Source organism: Nostoc sp., from assembly GCF_036917655.1.
In the GTDB taxonomy this organism is placed as follows: Bacteria; Cyanobacteriota; Cyanobacteriia; order Cyanobacteriales; family Nostocaceae; genus Nostoc.
This window is the reverse complement of sequence record NZ_JBALCY010000081.1, coordinates 1-16,189: the sequence shown is the minus strand read 5'-3', so window position 1 is coordinate 16,189 and position 16,189 is coordinate 1. Positions and strand designations below refer to the sequence as shown.

The window sequence follows — 16,189 nt, the reverse complement described above, 5'->3', positions numbered from 1 at the left end:
AGAAGGTCAACATCGAGCCTCAGAAGGTCAACATCGAGCCTCAGAAGGTCAACATCGAGCCTCAGAAGGTCAACATCGAGCCTCAGAAGGTCAACGTCGAGCCTCAGAAGGTCAACGTCGAGCCTCAGAAGGTCAACATTGAGCCTCAGAAGGTCAACGTCGAGCCTCAGAAGGTCAATGTTCAGTATTTAAGGGTGAAACTTGAGCTTTCCAATGTTCGGGTGGTTGAAGATTTTCCGGTAAGATTGTTGTGCGATCGCCTTTTGCCGATTCAATCTGGTGTTGTTCTAGGTTTTTGGCTACCTTGAGGTTTACCCCTCGCAGGTTAGCTTCCCTGAAGTCTGCCTTTTGCAGATTGGCTTCTATGAGGATTGCCCCTTGCAGGTTAGCTTCCCCGAAGTCTGCCTTTTGCAGATTGCCTTTCCAAAGGATTGCCTTTTGCAGATTGGCTTCTATGAGGATTGCCCCTTGCAAATTGGCTTCTATGAGGATTGCCCCTTGCAGATTGGCTCCCCTGAGAATTGCCCCTTGCAAATTGGCTTCTATGAGGGTTGCCTCTTGCAGATTGGCTTTACTGAAATCTGCCTTTTGCAGATTGCCTTTACTGAAGTCTGCCTTTTGTAGGTTGCCTTCCCTGAGTTTTGCTCCCCTGATATTGATATTACTTAAATCCAGTCTTTGATTTTGCTGGTCATTCTTATTACGCCGTCCAATGACGGTAAGGGCTGCTTGAATATCCGTCTGAAGTTTTGGTTTTTGCTCTATCTCCTCTGGCTTTTTACTATTCATCCAATAATTGATTAACGGTTTTGCATTCTCTACCTTTTCCTCGTCTTTTTTCAAAGGCGCATTCTCTCGCACAAAAGCCGTGAGGACTTCCATGATTGTCCAGCGATCATCTTTGGAATCTTTGGCGATTCGTTCTAGAGTATAAATTGCCCCTAATCGCGTTTCAATCTTTTTATTTCCAAGCTGTTCAATCGCCTTTGCAAAGCGTTCTGTGATTTGCTTGTCTTGTGCTGCTTCAGCATTTTTTAAAGCAGCTTCAGCACTCTTGTTTGCAGCCTCAGCACTTTTATCCATAGCTTCTGCACGCTTGGCTGCATAGTAAGCGTTGATAAACACTGCAATTACACCGAAAATTGTCGCAGTAATTTTTAGTGCTTCCGTTGCATTTTTTAGTCGTTCATCTATTGGAGATATATACCAGACAACGCAAGCGATTATAACGCATGAAATAATAAAGAATACAATAAACGAAATTAGAAATATAAACGAATTTTTGGGTGTGTCTGTGTTGTTATCAGACATAGCTTTAGTCTTCCTCATCTCCAGAATTGTTACGGAGACTTTTGGTAAAAACTATAGCATTAAGTGAAAACGGTAGAATGCGCCCAAATAACTAATGATGCTGCGGTAACTCAACCTGATTGCCGCCAATGGGGCTTACAGTAGTTTTCATGTATTTGAACCACATCTGTCGTAGGGGCACAGCATTGCTCATTGGTGTCAACTTAAGCTAAAAGCCTTTTCAAATCTCGTTTCCAGCCTCTGGCTGGAAATGCTGCTCCTGGCGGCTCTGCCGCCAGCAAGGGAGGCGGAGCCTCTAGAACGGCATTCCCAGTCTGAGACTGGGAACGAGACAAACCACATCTGTCGTAGAGGCACAGCAATGCTGTGCCCTTACCACGTGGTCTATTTACCTGAAAATAGCTGTAATAAATAGTTAGCCTGTCAGATGTTTGGGGAATTCTAAAGAACAGCGAATGCTGTATTTAGCATCGTGAACTCTGGGTAAAAATGCTATGTTCTCCAAACTAAATTTGCAGGTAAAACTTTTTGGTTCTTTTGGGGTGATTACTGCAATTATTCTGATAGTGGGTACAAGTTCGTATAGCAGTATTTCAAAGCTATCAAGCTATATCAACGAGCTAGCTAACAACGATTTACCCAGTGTAGATGGCTTGTGGAAAATCAGCGAAGGACAGGTTCAAATTGAGTCGTCTGAACGGCTATTGCTTAACCAGACTTTGACAAAGCAACAGCGGCAGTTGACTTTGGTGCGTATTAACAAAGCCTGGAAACAAATTGATCAGGGATGGGAGCAAGCTTTGAATACGCAGCAAGCATTGAATACGCCGCTCAACAATGCAGAGGAGCAACAGTTATCAGAACAGTTCATCCAAAATTGGAAAGTCTGGAAGCAAGCCCACCAAAAATTTATGAGTTTGGAGCGAAAGTTGTATGAGTTTAATATTTCTCAGCCGGAGTTAATCCAAGCAAAACTGCGGCATCAGGGGCAAGAGAATTTGCCTCAAGAAAAGCGCGTCGAGTCTGCTTTAACTATCTACACTCAATTGCAGTCTAATAGACCAGCTAGAGAATTACTCTATCAAAAAGCTAATACTTCATTAGAAAGTCTGCTGAAAAACAATCAAGATTTTGCGGTTAAAATTCAGGAGTCTGCCAATAAGGCAGCAAAGCAAAACCAATTTGCGGCTATGAGCAGCATTTTAGTGGGATTGGGCGCATCACTGACGCTGGCATGGCTGTTGAGTAGAGCGATCGCTCAACCGATCCAGGAAGCTCATGATACGCTAGAACATCGAGTTGAAGAACGAACTCAAGAATTGCAAGAGGCGCTAGAGACTCTGTTAAAAACTCAATCCCAATTGGTACAGACAGAAAAGATGTCGAGCTTAGGACAGTTGGTGGCGGGAGTTGCTCACGAAATTAATAATCCAGTCAATTTCATTCATGCGAATGTGACTTATATAGATGAATATGTAATTGCTCTACTGGCTTTGATCAAGATGTATGAACAGGAGTATCCTCAAACAAGTCAGGGAATTCAGGAAGTGATTGAGGAGATTGACTTAGAATTTTTAGCAGAAGATTTGCCTAAAACGCTTGCTTCTATGAAAGTGGGAACGACGCGAATTAGGGATATTGTTCAATCGCTGCGGACATTTTCTCGCATGGATGAAGCAGAACTAAAGCCTGTTAATCTTCATGCTGGGATTGATAGTACGCTAATGATTCTGCAACATCGCCTGAAAGCCAGACCAGAATGCCCAGAAATTCACGTAGTCAAACACTATGGCGATCTCCCGTTAGTGGAATGTTATGCAGGTCAACTAAATCAGGCATTTATGAATATTCTGGCAAATGCAATTGACGCGCTAGAGGAATATAATAGCGATCAGCACTCCGCTACTACGCTTCGCGATCGCAGCAATCAACAGATGTCAGAGAATCTCAGCCAAATCACAATTTCAACCGATATCAACACCCAAAATCAGGTAAAAATTGTAATTGCAGATAACGGTTCAGGAATGTCTGAATCTGTGATCCAACGCATCTTTGATCCGTTCTACACGACAAAATCTGTAGGTAAAGGAACGGGGCTTGGATTGTCTATTAGCTACCAAATTATCACGGCTAAACACGGCGGAACATTAGAGTGCTATTCAACTTCGGGACAGGGAACGCAGTTTGTAATTCAAATTCCAGTAAAGGCAAGCTGAGTTTTATTTAGTTTTGGCTCTATTTCCTCTGGCTTCTTACTATTATTCCAATAATTTATTTTACTTACTTATCATTTAATGATATACCAAATCCCGTTACTACTTTGATGTACCATCCGGTATCTTCGCTGAATAAACTCCAACATTTTTGGGAAATTTTTATTGATTATAGCCCCTTGAATAGAATCAATAAAGATATAAGGAGGCTTAGATAAATCTAACTGCTCTATAAGTTTTGGCCATTGCTCAGGCAGAAAATATTCAAGTGCCCAACCACGTAATATTGTTGATTGAGTCCGACCAGAGAAGTAATAAATAGATGGATCACCTGCTACATAAATATCACCAGAAAGACTTCCTGGTTGAGAAATAAACTCAGCATCTGAACGAAGGGATGGATATTTAGGTCTAAATAAACTCTGATATTTAAATCGTGTATCTTCAGTTAAAGCAAAGTTATTCCGAGCCAGAATAACACTCTTTCTTGTAAAAGTGTGTAATAAAGGGAAAAATAATAAAAAGATGAACGCAATTGTAATGATTGGGGAACGCAATTCTTTTAAAGGCTGCCATAATATATCTAATCCTTTAGTTGCTAAAATGCCTAAAGGTACAAAAAATAGTAAATAATGGTACTCCCAGAATGCCCCAATTTGTAAAAGAATAACACCAAAATCAAAAACACACCAAACAACAAGTAGCAAAGTCAAGATATTCTTAGACTTACGCAATGAGACATTGACTGCAACAATAGCCAATAAAAATAAAGGATAAAAAGCACTTAAAAACCATTTTATTCCCGCAATTAACTTCCTTTTATCAAATGCAAAATTAGCAACAATGCGAGGTGGATATAAAAAAAATGTCTCATACAAAATTGAGATACTATTAAACCAGGCAAAGTAGCTGACAACAGCTAAAAGTGGAAATATAATTCCTATAAAAATTGGCAGACTAATTTCAATAAATTCTTTGAGAACATTCCGCCTCTTTATTAATACAGAACATATCAATATAGTTAGCCAAAAAGAAAGCAATATAAGTAGAAGAATTAATTTAAATATGAGGACAATTCCACCAAAAAAACCTGACAGTAAAAGTAGGTAAAATCTTTGCTTACCTTCATATTTCAAAGATTTATAAGTCAGCCAAAGACAAAGAAATAGAGGAAAACCAACCAGTGCTTCCACTTGAGTAAGGTGCCAAGCACCTGAAACAATATAGTAAACACCAACCGTTAATAAAGGTACTAGACTTGCGATAATCCGATGCTGAAAATAGCTTTTTAAAGTCAGCAGCAATATTATAGAAAAAAACACCATGTAAATAAGTTCAAACACATGGATGCCAATCTCATTAAAACCAAACAAAGTTCCTGCCAAAAAATAAAAGTAGAAAATCCCCGGTTGCTTCACATCCCAAAAATCACGATAGAGAATCTTTCCTTGGTGCATTTCCAAAGCACCTAGCCTAAAAAATGCTTGATCTCCGTCAAATGCAAAAGGTAAATGTACAAGACCAATTATGACAATAACAATCAAAACCAGAAAGTCAATTCTATTTAATTTAGGAATGCTAATCATGTAATTTTAATTCAAATTTAAGTGACTGCCGTTGTCAAGAGGAGGACACTGAGGTGGTGTTAGCGTGGTTTTAGCATGGTGTTAGCAAGTAATCGAGCGTCAAGGGTTTCCCGACTTGAGGAAAGTGTCCGTCGTCAAGGAAAGAAAAAGAGAGAATTCATGAATGAATTAAGACTTTTATAATACGGTTATTTTTAGTTATACAATTATTACGGAAATTATTGTTAGAAATTATTAGTATTTTGTGAAAACGGTAGAATGCGCCGAAATAACCAATTGATGCTAAGGGAACTTAACCAGACTGCCGCCAATGTGTCGGCGCTTCGATATAATCAGGTAGACGAGTGGTGCGATCGCCAAGTGCCTTTCTAATCTGCTGCAACTCTAAGTTTTTAGCTCCTGTTAAAATTGTCCCTTCCAGTTTGACATCATTGAGGTTAGCTTCTGAGAAGTTAGCTCCCATCAGGTTTGCCTGAGTCAGGTTAGCTTGATAAAAGGTTGCCCTATATAGGTTGGCTCCGATGAGGTTAGCCTGATACAGGTCAGCTTCCGTTAAGCTGGCTTCTGAGAGGTTGGCAAAATAAACTTCTGTTTGCTGGAGTTTGGCTGCATTCAAGTTAGCCCCAGAAAGGTTGGCACCATTCAAGTTAGCCCCTGAGAGGTTGGCACCAATCAAACCCGTCATGTGCAGGTTGGCTTTCCCCAGTTTTGCTCCTTGCAAGTTAGCTAAAAACAGCTTTGCCCCAGAGAGATTGGCGACTTTCAAGGTCGCTTGTTGCAAGTTAGCTTTATAGAGGTTTGCTCCTTGCAGATTAGCTACACGCAGACTTGCTCCAGTGAGGTTGGCTGAACGCATATTTGCCCCAGAGAGGTTGGCGCGGTTGAGATTAGCCCAACAGAGGTTAGCTCCACATAGGCTGGCTTTTAGTAATTTGGTTTCATAGAGAATAGACCTAACGAGTTTAGCGCCGTTGAGGTCAGCCTCACTCAAGTCAGCGCCACGCAGGTCAGCCCCACTGAGGTCAGCCCCACGCAGGTCTGCTTGTTGCAGGTTAGCTTTGAGCAGGTCTGCCCCTCTAATGTCGGTATTACGTAAATCAAGTTTCTGCTCTTTTGGGTCTTCGAGTAAATTACGCCTGCCGATGACAGTTAGGGCTGCTTGAATATCGGTGCGTATTTTTGGCAATTCTTCATGGAGGTTTTGCTCCAACTGCTGTGTCGGACGCGACCCACCTCTGTGCCGACTTGGGTAAGCTGCTCCTTGATATTCCGCCTTTTGTTGCTCTGCTTTTAGCTGCTCTTTTGGTGCATTCTCTCGCACAAAGGCAGTGAGAATTTCCATAATTGTCCAGTGTTCTTTGGGAAAATCCTGAGCAACTCTTTCTAATGCATAAATTGCGCCTGTTCGGGTTTCAACTTTTTCATGACCAAGCTGGGCAATTGCCCCCATAAAGCGCTCTGCAATCAATCTGTCTTGATTTAGTTTTGCATTTTGAATGCCAATTTCGAGGTTTTTCTCAGATGTGATCGCATTTTTCTGCATCGCTTGGGCACGCCTGGCTGCATAATAAGTATTAAACATTGCTGCCGATGCTAGAAAAACTATTGCAGTAGTTGTTAATGCTTGGTTTCTATACTGGATTTTTTCCTGGATTGACAATTCCTTAACACTGGACAATACGAAGAAAATTACAGTCAATGAGAAGCCAAATATAACTGTTATAGTTATCAACCAATTCAGCAGAGCGTCTGTCTTTTTAGAAGACATGGTAAAAATTTTCCTTACAACCTAGAATCATTACTTAGATGTTGGGGAAAAATAGTATAGCATTTAGCAGAAAATTATAATAGGTGTCGAGACACTCATTGAACTAGTGAATGACATCGAATATACTTGTACATCACTACAGAAATAAACCACCCATTCCAAAACAATAAAACGCTTGCGGTACAAGAATTACAAATTCTAGCTTCTCTAACAGACGCTATGCGTAGCTTGCTTCTGCGTAGGAGTACGCGCTGCGTCTCCTAGAGAAGGTACTCCAATTTAGTGGTGGTAGATGTCACTCAGAGAATTTGGCTTCCCTGAGATTTGCCCCATCAAGTGTGGCATCATTGAGAATTGCACCATGCAACCCAGCTAGATATAAACTTGCACAATGCAGGTTAGCTCCTTCTAGGTTAGCTGCTTCTAGGTTGGCTGCACTAAGAATTGCCCCTTCTAGGTTGGCTAAATATAAGTTAGCTCCTTCTAGGTTAGCTGCACTGAGAATTGCCCCTTCTAGGTTGGCTTCTCTGAGGTTGGCTCCAGCAAGATTAGCTTGATAGAGATTTGTCTGTTCTAGGTTCGCCCCATGTAGGTTTGCCCCTCTCATATCGGTGTGACTTAAATCAAGTTGCTCATTTTCTGGGTCTTTGTTTACATCTCTTCTAGCAATAACGGTAAGGGCTGCTTGAATATCTGCACGAACTTTTGCCCTAAGGTTGTTCGTTACTTCCTCTTGGGGTATGTAAGGAGCATTTTCTCGGACAAAAGTAGTAAGAATGTCCATGATTATCCAGTGGTACTGTGGATGATTATGGGCAATTTGCTCTAAATCATTAATTACAGCTAGACTGGTTTCTATTGTCTTATTCCCTAGTTGTTCAATTGCTATTCTTAAACGTTGTTTTGGCGAACGATGCTGAGTTTGGTTAACTTTTTCCTGGAAAGCATGTATCCTAAGATATATTTTTGATAATTGGCTGTTATTTGTCGGTGAAATATGTTTCATGGTCTGAAAAGCATTAATAATTACTGTCAACATACCCAAGCAATCACAGTAGTTTTTAACAATTTAGCCGCGGATGCTATTGTTTCATGCATGGCCAATATTTGAATATGCTAATGCAACCAACAAAATAGAGAACATAACTGTTGAGTAAGTAGACATTAACATATATGCTGCCTACTATCCTCAATCATTAGTTGTACTCACTACTTTTCGTTCTTCACTATCAATTAACCCTGCTCATGATGATTTTGATTGATGTCTAATCAGTGATAAAACAGTCATAAATCATTTGTCAAAAGCCACTAATGATAAAGCAATACAGTTCAATTAACTCAAATAGGATTGCTATTAAGTACTTCAATGCAGCAAAACTTACAGCCGATAGTTAAAGACCTAGTGCTGATTGGTGGCGGTCACAGCCATACGATTGTCCTGAGAATGTTTGGGATAAAGCCGTTACTCGGAGTCCGTTTGACATTGATTACCGCAGCCAAAAAGACAGCCTAACTCTGGAATGTTACCAGGACATATTGCCGGATTTTACAGCCACGATGAATGTCATATTGACTTGCGACCTTTAGCAAACTTTGCTCAGGCACAGTTGTATATTGACAGAGTAGTTGCCCTAGACCTGGAAAATAACAAAGTTCTCTGTGCTAATGGACTTGTGGTAGATTTTGATGTGCTGTCTATTGATATTGGCAGCACTCCGGCCACAGTGTCTGTATCAGGTGCAGCAGAATATGCGATCGCGGGACTGGGGACTGGGGAGACAAGGGAGAATGATTGAACAAGTTTCTTCTCTCTTCCCAATCCCCAATCCCTTCATCGAAGCTGTTCAATTAGCTCAATAATTTGTTGGTAATACTGGATATTTCCTTCTTGGTAATACAAGTCTGCGGATTTCTGGAAATCGGCAATTGCTGCTTGAGAGTCTCCCAAATTTTGGTAGACATCTGCCCGAAGGATGTAAGCTGAAGCCCAATTAGGCTGACGCTGTAAGGCTTGGTTTAAGTCTGCAAGCGCTCCTTGTAAGTCTTTTAATAATGAACGGCTACGACCCCGATTGTACCAGTCTTCTGCAAAGCTGGGGTCGATCGCGATCGCTCGACTGTAATCTTCTATTGCCCCTTGATAATCTTCTAGGGCATAGCGAGCATTAGCGCGATCGCTGTAAAATGCAGCAGATTGGGGATTTATTTGCAAAGCTTGGGTGTAATCTGCGATCGCACTTTCATATTCTTCTAAAGCATAGCGCGTAGAACCTCGGTTATAATATGCTTCAATTAAATTGGGATTAATTTGTAATGCTTGATTATAATCTGCGATCGCTCCTTGTTCATCCCCTAAAAGACGACGAGCATTTCCTCGATTGCAGTACGCTTGCGAAAAATCAGGAACAAGTTCTATTGCTTGGGTATTATCATCAATTGAACCCTGTAAATCTTGCAGAGCTTCACGGGCAATCCCCCGACCATAATAAGCTGCGGCTAAGTTATCATTAATCTGTAATGCGCGATCATAATCTTTAATTGCTCCTTTATGATCTCCTAAAGAACGACGAGCCGCCGCGCGATCGCAATATCCTTCAGCTAAACTAGGATTGAGTTGTAATAGGCGATTGCTATCTTCAATTGCACCTTGATAGTCTCCCAATCGGCGAAGGGCATTCGCCCGAAAGCCGTATACTAAAGCTAAAGTCGGATTTTCTTGTAACGCTTGGTCATAATCTGCGATCGCACCCTCATAATCTTCAAGAGTACTACGGACAAGACCCCGCTCACAATAGGCTTGCACATCATCAGGATTTAGCTTTAATGCTTGGTTAAAATCCTTAATTGCTCGGTGATATTCTTTGAGATGAGCAAGAACCAGACCTCGATTGTAATATGCCCCGGCAAAGCTGGGATTTATTTCTAGGGCGCGGTTGTAATCTGCGATCGCACTTTGATATTCTGCTAAAGAGTAGTGGGCGTTACCTCGATTATGATAAGCCTCCGCCAAGTTAGGATCTAATTGTAATGCCCGGTCGTGGTCAGCGATCGCTTCGTGATAATTTCCTAAAATATGATGAATATTACCTCGATTGCTATAAGCTGCGGCAAAATGGGGATGCCATTGTAGAGCTTGTTGTAAATCTGCGATCGCTCCTTGATGATCGCCGTTCTCAAAACGAGCGACACCCCGATTATGATAAGCATTGGCGATATCAATATTGATATTATCAGCTAATTGGGTACTCATTTCTATTGTTTGGATATAATCTGCGATCGCTTTGTCGTATTTTTCTAAGGCAAAATAAGCATTACCCCGGCTATGGTAAGATTGGGCTAAATTGGGATCTATTTGTAATGCTTGGTTATGATCTGCGATCGCTCCTTCATAATCGGCTAAAAAGTAACGTGCATTACCTCGGTGACAGTAAGCTGTGGCAAAATTGGGATTGATTTCTATGGCGCGATTAAAATCTGCGAGCGCACTGCGATAATCTTTGAGTTGATCAATTAGAATAGTCCCTCGGTTATGGTAAGCTTCGGCATAGTTAGGATTGAGCTTGATTGCTTGAGTGTAAGCTGCGTACCCCTCTGGGGTTGCCGGAGGCATCGCACCTTGATAATCCCCTTGCAAACTGTGGTTTAATCCTTGATTTAAGAAGTCTTCAGCATTCATATAATTTTTTTTGGATTTCGACATTCTCTAGCTTAAAGGCAATCGCATTTTTAACGATATGTTTTGACAATCGTTCCAGCTTATTGTGCCTCTTGTTAAGATTTTAATTCCTGAATTTCTGTGAGCTTTCAGAAAATCTTTTTCCTCGTTCCCAGTCTCAGACTGGGAATGCATTCGTCGAGGCTCTGCCTGAATGTCTGACTATTTATTCTTCTGTGGTGGATATCTTACTCGCCCTTTTTTACCAGTATTGCTATAGTAGCAGATAACACATTTCATTAAGTGCGATCGCATCTATTATCAATATGGTTCAAGAGTCTCAAAATCGCTTAAAACACTTTGCTGCTTTAAAGTCCAAGTACCAAGCAACTGAATATCAAGATTCATCACCCTCTAACCTTCTGTATCTCATACTACGAAAAGTTGATATAGGAATTGAACTCCTTGACTTAGAATTTAATTGGTTACAAGAACATGAGCTTTTTGAAACCCTTGAAATTATCTGGCTACAACAATTTAGGATGGGAGAATCAAAAAGACTAGAAGATGAATTTTCTCATCTTAAAGCTAAGTATAAAGTTGCCAAAAATTGGGAATCATCAGTAGGTAGTGTTTTGTATCCGATACTTTGGAAACTTGAATCAGAAAATAGTTTGACTGATTCAGAAATCAAATTATTGCAAGATAATAATCTTACTCAAATAGTTACAATTGCTCAAGATATAAAACGCTTTGCAGAACTAAAGGATAAATATCAAGCCACCAAGTATCAAGATTCACATCCTGATAGCCGACTGTATAGAATACTAAAAAAGCTAGATGCAGAAGCAAGTTTAAATGATAACGAATATGAGTGGCTGTTAAATAATGAACTTTTTGAAACTCTAGAAAATTTTGAAAAACAAGAGTCTGTAAGACGGGCTAAAGTTATTCAGCTAAAAAACAAATATCAAGCAAGTCAACACCCAGACATATCATTATCAGGTCAACTATATCAAATACTGCAAAAACTTGATGCGGACGAAAAATTAATGGATTCAGAAATTGACTGGCTAGAAAAGCAAGGACTTACCGAAACAATTGCCATTGCTGAAGAACTCGAAAAAAAACAAGATTTTATTGCATTGAAGGCAAAGTATAAAGCTAGCCAACATGAAGATTTATCATCTGATAATTATTTATATGTAATTTTGAAAAAGCTGGATTCAGAAACTCATTTAAATGAGCAAGATATTAATTTTTTAACCCAGTATCAATTGCCTGAAATAATTGAAATTGCTAATGATAAATATGCTCTGTTTTTGAAGTCAAAGATAGTATCAAGAATCGTTATGAGCGATTTAGAAATTGCGTGGCTAAGAAATAATCAATATGAAGATATTACTATTTTAGCACAACAAAAGTACTTTGCTGCACTCAAAATAAAATATGGATTGACAGATATTTCACTTCCGCTAGAGCCATTTTACGCGATCATGGTCAAACTAGAGAAAAAAGAACGCCTAGATCCTAAGTTTGTTTTGCAGCTTATGGAAAAGGGACTATTATTTGATAATGGTAAAATCGCTCTCGCCTATTATAAACTTGAAGCAGAGTTTTATGAACAAGAACTTGGTCGTACTGGACACAAGTGGCATATCCCCACAGCTAGTGGTTATTGGCGCAAAGCAAATGAACCTAAACGGGCTTTAAAACTTACTGACCTGGACTTAAATAGAGTCAACGATAGTAATCTCAAATCAGCTATTTTAGTCACTAGAGGTGCAGCATTCAGAGATATGGACAACTTAGCTGATGCAGAAAATTGTGCGAAAAAAGCTATGGAGTATCAGCATGATAGTCATCAGCCTTACACCTTAATGGGTGCTATATGTTATGACAGATATGAGTATGAGAAAGGTGATTATTGGTTTGAACAAGCCATTGAACGTGGAGCTGAAACTGAAGATATAGATGCTGAAAGAAAACGAGTAATCAGGAGTACAAAAGATGAAAACAAACGACATGAAGCAGCAGAATATTTACTGAAAAAAGATTCAAAACGCTACTCTTGGGCTAAGTCTTATCTCAAAAAATCGCAAGATAATGGTAAATAAACTGGCTTGCATCACGAAACTACTGACATGACCAGATTTATTCATGACCAATTTGCCAAAGACTACCTCGAACAATTACTCACTCCTTACGGCGAAGTCCAAGCAGCTAGACGAGTCGCAGGAGAAGTTAGAGAAATTGACGTTTATTTCATCCCTAAACCACAACCAAATAACATACCAGAAACACTAGGATTATTAGGTCAACTTGTCACTACCCCTTCTCTGCTTGAACCATTTCGTAACGCAGCATCAGCTACAGAAATTTGCGATTGTCTCTTAAAATTATTAGAGGTACGTGGCGATTTACAACGACAAGCAAATCGAAATAAAACTCGCATTCTAGAATCTGATTTACCAAAATTATGGATTCTTACCCCCACAGCATCAGCGCAACTCTTATCAGGATTTGGTGCTAACCCAAAAGATGACTACTTGCCTGGAATATACTTCATGCCAGAATATTTGCGTACTGCGATAGTAGCAATTCATCAGTTACCATCTATCTCAGAAACCTTATGGCTGAGAATCATCGGTAGAGGGAACGTTCAAAAGCAAGCAATTGACGAATTAGAAGCACTTACTCCTGATAATCCTTTCCGAAAAGCAGCGTTAGAATTGCTATACAACTTGCAACAAAACTTACAAGTCACTCAAAATCAAGACGAGGAAGATAGGGAATTACTTATGCGATTAGCACCACTTTACCAACAAGACCGAGAACAGGCGATACAAGAAGGTGAACAACGGGGACTCGAAACAGGAATTCAGCAGGGAGAACGCTTAGTGGTGGAAAACTTGCTCAAAGTTCGGTTTGGTGAAATAGATAATGAGTTTCAAGAAATTATTGAACCTTTATTAGCGTTACCACCAGAAGAGTTTACGCCTTTACTATTGCAGTTATCCCGTGAAGAATTAATTAATAGGTTTTGCTAGTGCAATACGCTTGGGTTAGAGCCAAAAACCAAAACAGCGTAGGTTGGGTTGAGGAACGAAACCCAACATTTTGCAGGGTTTGTTGGGTTTCACTTCGTTCAACCCAACCTACAATTATCCTTAACTGAACTGTATTGTTTGCTAGTGTCAATCACATATCCTTTAATGATTAGGATAAAACTTAAATTACAAGAAAAAATAATGAAATTTTCACCTTTTTATTTTCTCCATTTTCCACTTCACGTTAAAATGTCCAATCGAAAGTATTAAACAATATTATAAAAATCACCTTCTAAGTTTTTAACTAATAAAAATTTTAATTTATAGGTTTGTATAAATGGATTTTCTGACAATTCTAGGATTAGCGGCTGCTACACTAACCACAATCTCTTTTTTGCCACAGATGTTTAAAACGTGGCAAACAAAATCAGCAAAAGATGTTTCTTCAGTTACACTAATTACATTCATAATTGGTGTTTTTTTGTGGTTAATTTATGGAATATATTTACAATCCTTACCGATTATTCTTGCGAACGGCGTGACATTTATTTTTAACTTGATTATTCTATGGCTTAAAATTAGATATAGATAACTTGCTTCTAAGAAACACCTGTGACATCATCTGTATTTACCTCTGAACGCCTCCTTTTCACCCCCGCCACCCCAGACACCAACGCTATCCCCATAATCTTCGCCTTTCCCAATGAATATAGCGTAGGTATCACTAGCCTCGGCTATCAGGTAGTTTGGGCAACCTTGGCAATGCGTGCTGATGTGCAGGTGAGTCGCCTATTTACAGATACTCACGAACAACTCCCCAGAACCCCGAAAATTGTGGGATTTTCTATTTCCTGGGAACTGGATTATGTGAATATTTTAAATTTGCTGGAATCTTTAGAAATTCCCATTCTGGCAACTTATCGTGATGATTCTCATCCAATAATTTTTGGTGGTGGCCCAGTTCTCACAGCTAACCCCGAACCTTTTGCAGCTTTTTTTGATGTAATTTTATTGGGAGATGGCGAAAACCTGCTGGGTAATTTCATTGAAGCTTACAAAGAAGTGAGAAATGCTTCTAGACAAACTCAACTAAAAAGACTTGCACAAATACCAGGAATTTATATTCCCAGTTTATATGAAGTCGAATATCATGCAAAAGATGGTGCAGTAAAGTCAATTAAACCAATTTCTCCAGAAATTCCCGCAGTGGTGCAAAAGCAGACTTATCGGGGAAATACTCTATCGGCTTCGACTGTAGTCACCGAAAAAGCCGCATGGGAAAATATTTACATGGTGGAAGTGGTGAGAAGTTGTCCAGAAATGTGCCGCTTTTGTTTGGCGAGTTATCTTACACTGCCTTTTAGAACAGCCAGTCTTGAAGATTCATTAATTCCAGCGATCGCCAGAGGTTTAGAAGTTACAAATCGGTTAGGATTATTGGGGGCTTCTGTAACTCAGCACCCAGAATTTGAGACTTTGCTGGATTATATTAGTCAGCCAAAGTATGATGATGTCCGTCTCAGTATTGCCTCAGTACGAACCAATACCGTAACAGTCCAGCTAGCAGAAACTTTGACGAAACGAGACACGCGATCGCTTACCATTGCTATAGAAAGTGGTTCTGAGAAAATCCGGCAAATCATCAACAAAAAGCTGCATAACGATGAAATTATCCAAGCAGCCGTAAATGCCAAAGCTGGCGGATTAAAAAGCTTGAAACTCTATGGAATGGCAGGAATTCCCGGTGAAGAAGCAGAGGATTTAGAGCAAACCGTGGCGATGATGCGTAATATTAAAAAAGCTGCGCCGGGATTGCGCTTAACATTTGGATGCAGCACCTTTGTACCCAAAGCACACACGCCATTTCAATGGTTTGGGGTAAATCGCCAAGCCGAAAAGCGGTTGCAGTTTTTGCAAAAACAGCTAAAACCACAGGGGATAGAATTTCGCCCAGAAAGCTATAATTGGTCGATTATACAGGCTTTGTTATCGAGAGGCGATCGCAGAGTGTCCCAACTCCTCCAACTTACTCGTGACTTTGGCGACTCCTTGGGTAGCTACAAACGTGCTTTCAAACAACTCAAAGGACAAATCCCCGACTTAGATTTCTACGTTCACGCCGAATGGTCAACAGAGCAAGTATTACCCTGGAGCCACTTGCAAGGGCCTCTGCCACAGTCTACACTACTAAAGCATTTGGCTGATGCTAAGAGTTATATCAACCCATCCCCAAAGGAATTACAGCCAGTACTGGGGACTAGGGACTGGGGACTGGGGACTAGGGATTGATGACTAGGAATTAAAATTTAATATCCAATGCCCCATGCCCCATGCCCAATCCCATTGAATTCATAGCTGAAAACTTGATGCAAAACACAGCCGAGTATTACTGCGCCTATTGCGGCGAACCGAACTTAACTTTTATTGATTTGAGTGCTGGAGGACAGCAATCTTACGTTGAAGATTGTCAAGTTTGCTGTAACCCAAATATTTTGTATGTGCGGGTTGATGAAGTGCGATTCGTTTAACCTAAATGAGTAGTAATGCTCAGGGACGGTTAGCTGGTTCCATTAGCCAGACAACTGAATGACCTTGTAGGTGAAAAA

General features: G+C 40.2%; 12 protein-coding genes and 1 pseudogene. 7 read left to right on the top strand and 6 right to left on the bottom strand.

From position 1 onward, the window contains the following. Positions 1–174: 174 nt before the first annotated feature. Both V7K30_RS31060 and V7K30_RS31055 read right to left on the bottom strand, forming a co-directional pair. A complete protein-coding gene (locus V7K30_RS31060) occupies positions 175–1,311 on the bottom strand; it encodes a pentapeptide repeat-containing protein (RefSeq protein WP_335005997.1) in 1,137 nt (378 codons plus the stop codon). A gap of 203 nt (positions 1,312–1,514) precedes the next feature. Continuing rightward, positions 1,515–1,673 (bottom strand): hypothetical protein, encoded by a 159-nt coding sequence (locus V7K30_RS31055; RefSeq protein ID WP_335005995.1) that lies wholly within the window; start codon positions 1,671–1,673, stop codon positions 1,515–1,517. A gap of 132 nt (positions 1,674–1,805) precedes the next feature. Here V7K30_RS31055 and V7K30_RS31050 point away from each other — a divergent pair, with 132 nt between their 5' ends. Next, on the top strand, positions 1,806–3,527 hold the full coding sequence (locus V7K30_RS31050) for an ATP-binding protein (RefSeq protein ID WP_335005993.1): 1,722 nt from the start codon (positions 1,806–1,808) through the stop codon (positions 3,525–3,527). 71 nt (positions 3,528–3,598) lie between these two features. Here the strand turns inward: V7K30_RS31050 and V7K30_RS31045 are convergent, their stop codons facing one another. From V7K30_RS31045 to V7K30_RS31035, 3 genes are all read right to left on the bottom strand, one after another. Next, a complete protein-coding gene (locus V7K30_RS31045) occupies positions 3,599–5,110 on the bottom strand; it encodes a hypothetical protein (RefSeq protein WP_335005991.1) in 1,512 nt (503 codons plus the stop codon). 292 nt (positions 5,111–5,402) lie between these two features. After that, the gene (locus V7K30_RS31040) at positions 5,403–6,878 is read right to left on the bottom strand and encodes a pentapeptide repeat-containing protein (protein WP_335005989.1); all 1,476 of its coding nucleotides are present in this window, start codon (positions 6,876–6,878) and stop codon (positions 5,403–5,405) included. A gap of 295 nt (positions 6,879–7,173) precedes the next feature. Next, the gene (locus tag V7K30_RS31035) at positions 7,174–7,917 is read right to left on the bottom strand and encodes a pentapeptide repeat-containing protein (protein ID WP_442941123.1); all 744 of its coding nucleotides are present in this window, start codon (positions 7,915–7,917) and stop codon (positions 7,174–7,176) included. 327 nt (positions 7,918–8,244) lie between these two features. Between V7K30_RS31035 and V7K30_RS31030 the strand changes: the two are divergent. Further along, positions 8,245–8,638: pseudogene (locus V7K30_RS31030) on the top strand (FAD-dependent oxidoreductase); the annotation flags it as partial. 71 nt (positions 8,639–8,709) lie between these two features. Here the strand turns inward: V7K30_RS31030 and V7K30_RS31025 are convergent. Continuing rightward, entirely contained in the window at positions 8,710–10,554 is a 1,845-nt protein-coding gene (locus V7K30_RS31025; protein WP_335005985.1) for a tetratricopeptide repeat protein, read from the bottom strand. 305 nt (positions 10,555–10,859) lie between these two features. Between V7K30_RS31025 and V7K30_RS31020 the strand changes: the two genes are divergently transcribed. The 5 genes from V7K30_RS31020 (at position 10,860) to V7K30_RS31000 (ending at position 16,111) form a co-directional block, all read left to right on the top strand. After that, a complete protein-coding gene (locus tag V7K30_RS31020) occupies positions 10,860–12,650 on the top strand; it encodes a hypothetical protein (protein ID WP_335005983.1) in 1,791 nt (596 codons plus the stop codon). A gap of 27 nt (positions 12,651–12,677) precedes the next feature. Further along, entirely contained in the window at positions 12,678–13,583 is a 906-nt protein-coding gene (locus tag V7K30_RS31015) for a hypothetical protein (RefSeq protein ID WP_335005981.1), read from the top strand. A gap of 337 nt (positions 13,584–13,920) precedes the next feature. Further along, positions 13,921–14,175 (top strand): SemiSWEET transporter, encoded by a 255-nt coding sequence (locus V7K30_RS31010; protein WP_335005979.1) that lies wholly within the window; start codon positions 13,921–13,923, stop codon positions 14,173–14,175. Between the two features lie 20 nt (positions 14,176–14,195). Beyond that, positions 14,196–15,872 carry a B12-binding domain-containing radical SAM protein gene (locus V7K30_RS31005; RefSeq protein ID WP_335005977.1) on the top strand — a complete coding sequence of 559 codons (1,677 nt, stop codon included), beginning with the start codon at positions 14,196–14,198 and terminating at the stop codon, positions 15,870–15,872. A gap of 77 nt (positions 15,873–15,949) precedes the next feature. Beyond that, complete coding sequence (locus tag V7K30_RS31000; protein WP_335005999.1) at positions 15,950–16,111, top strand: CPXCG motif-containing cysteine-rich protein; 162 nt, start codon at positions 15,950–15,952, stop codon at positions 16,109–16,111. Positions 16,112–16,189 lie beyond the last annotated feature (78 nt).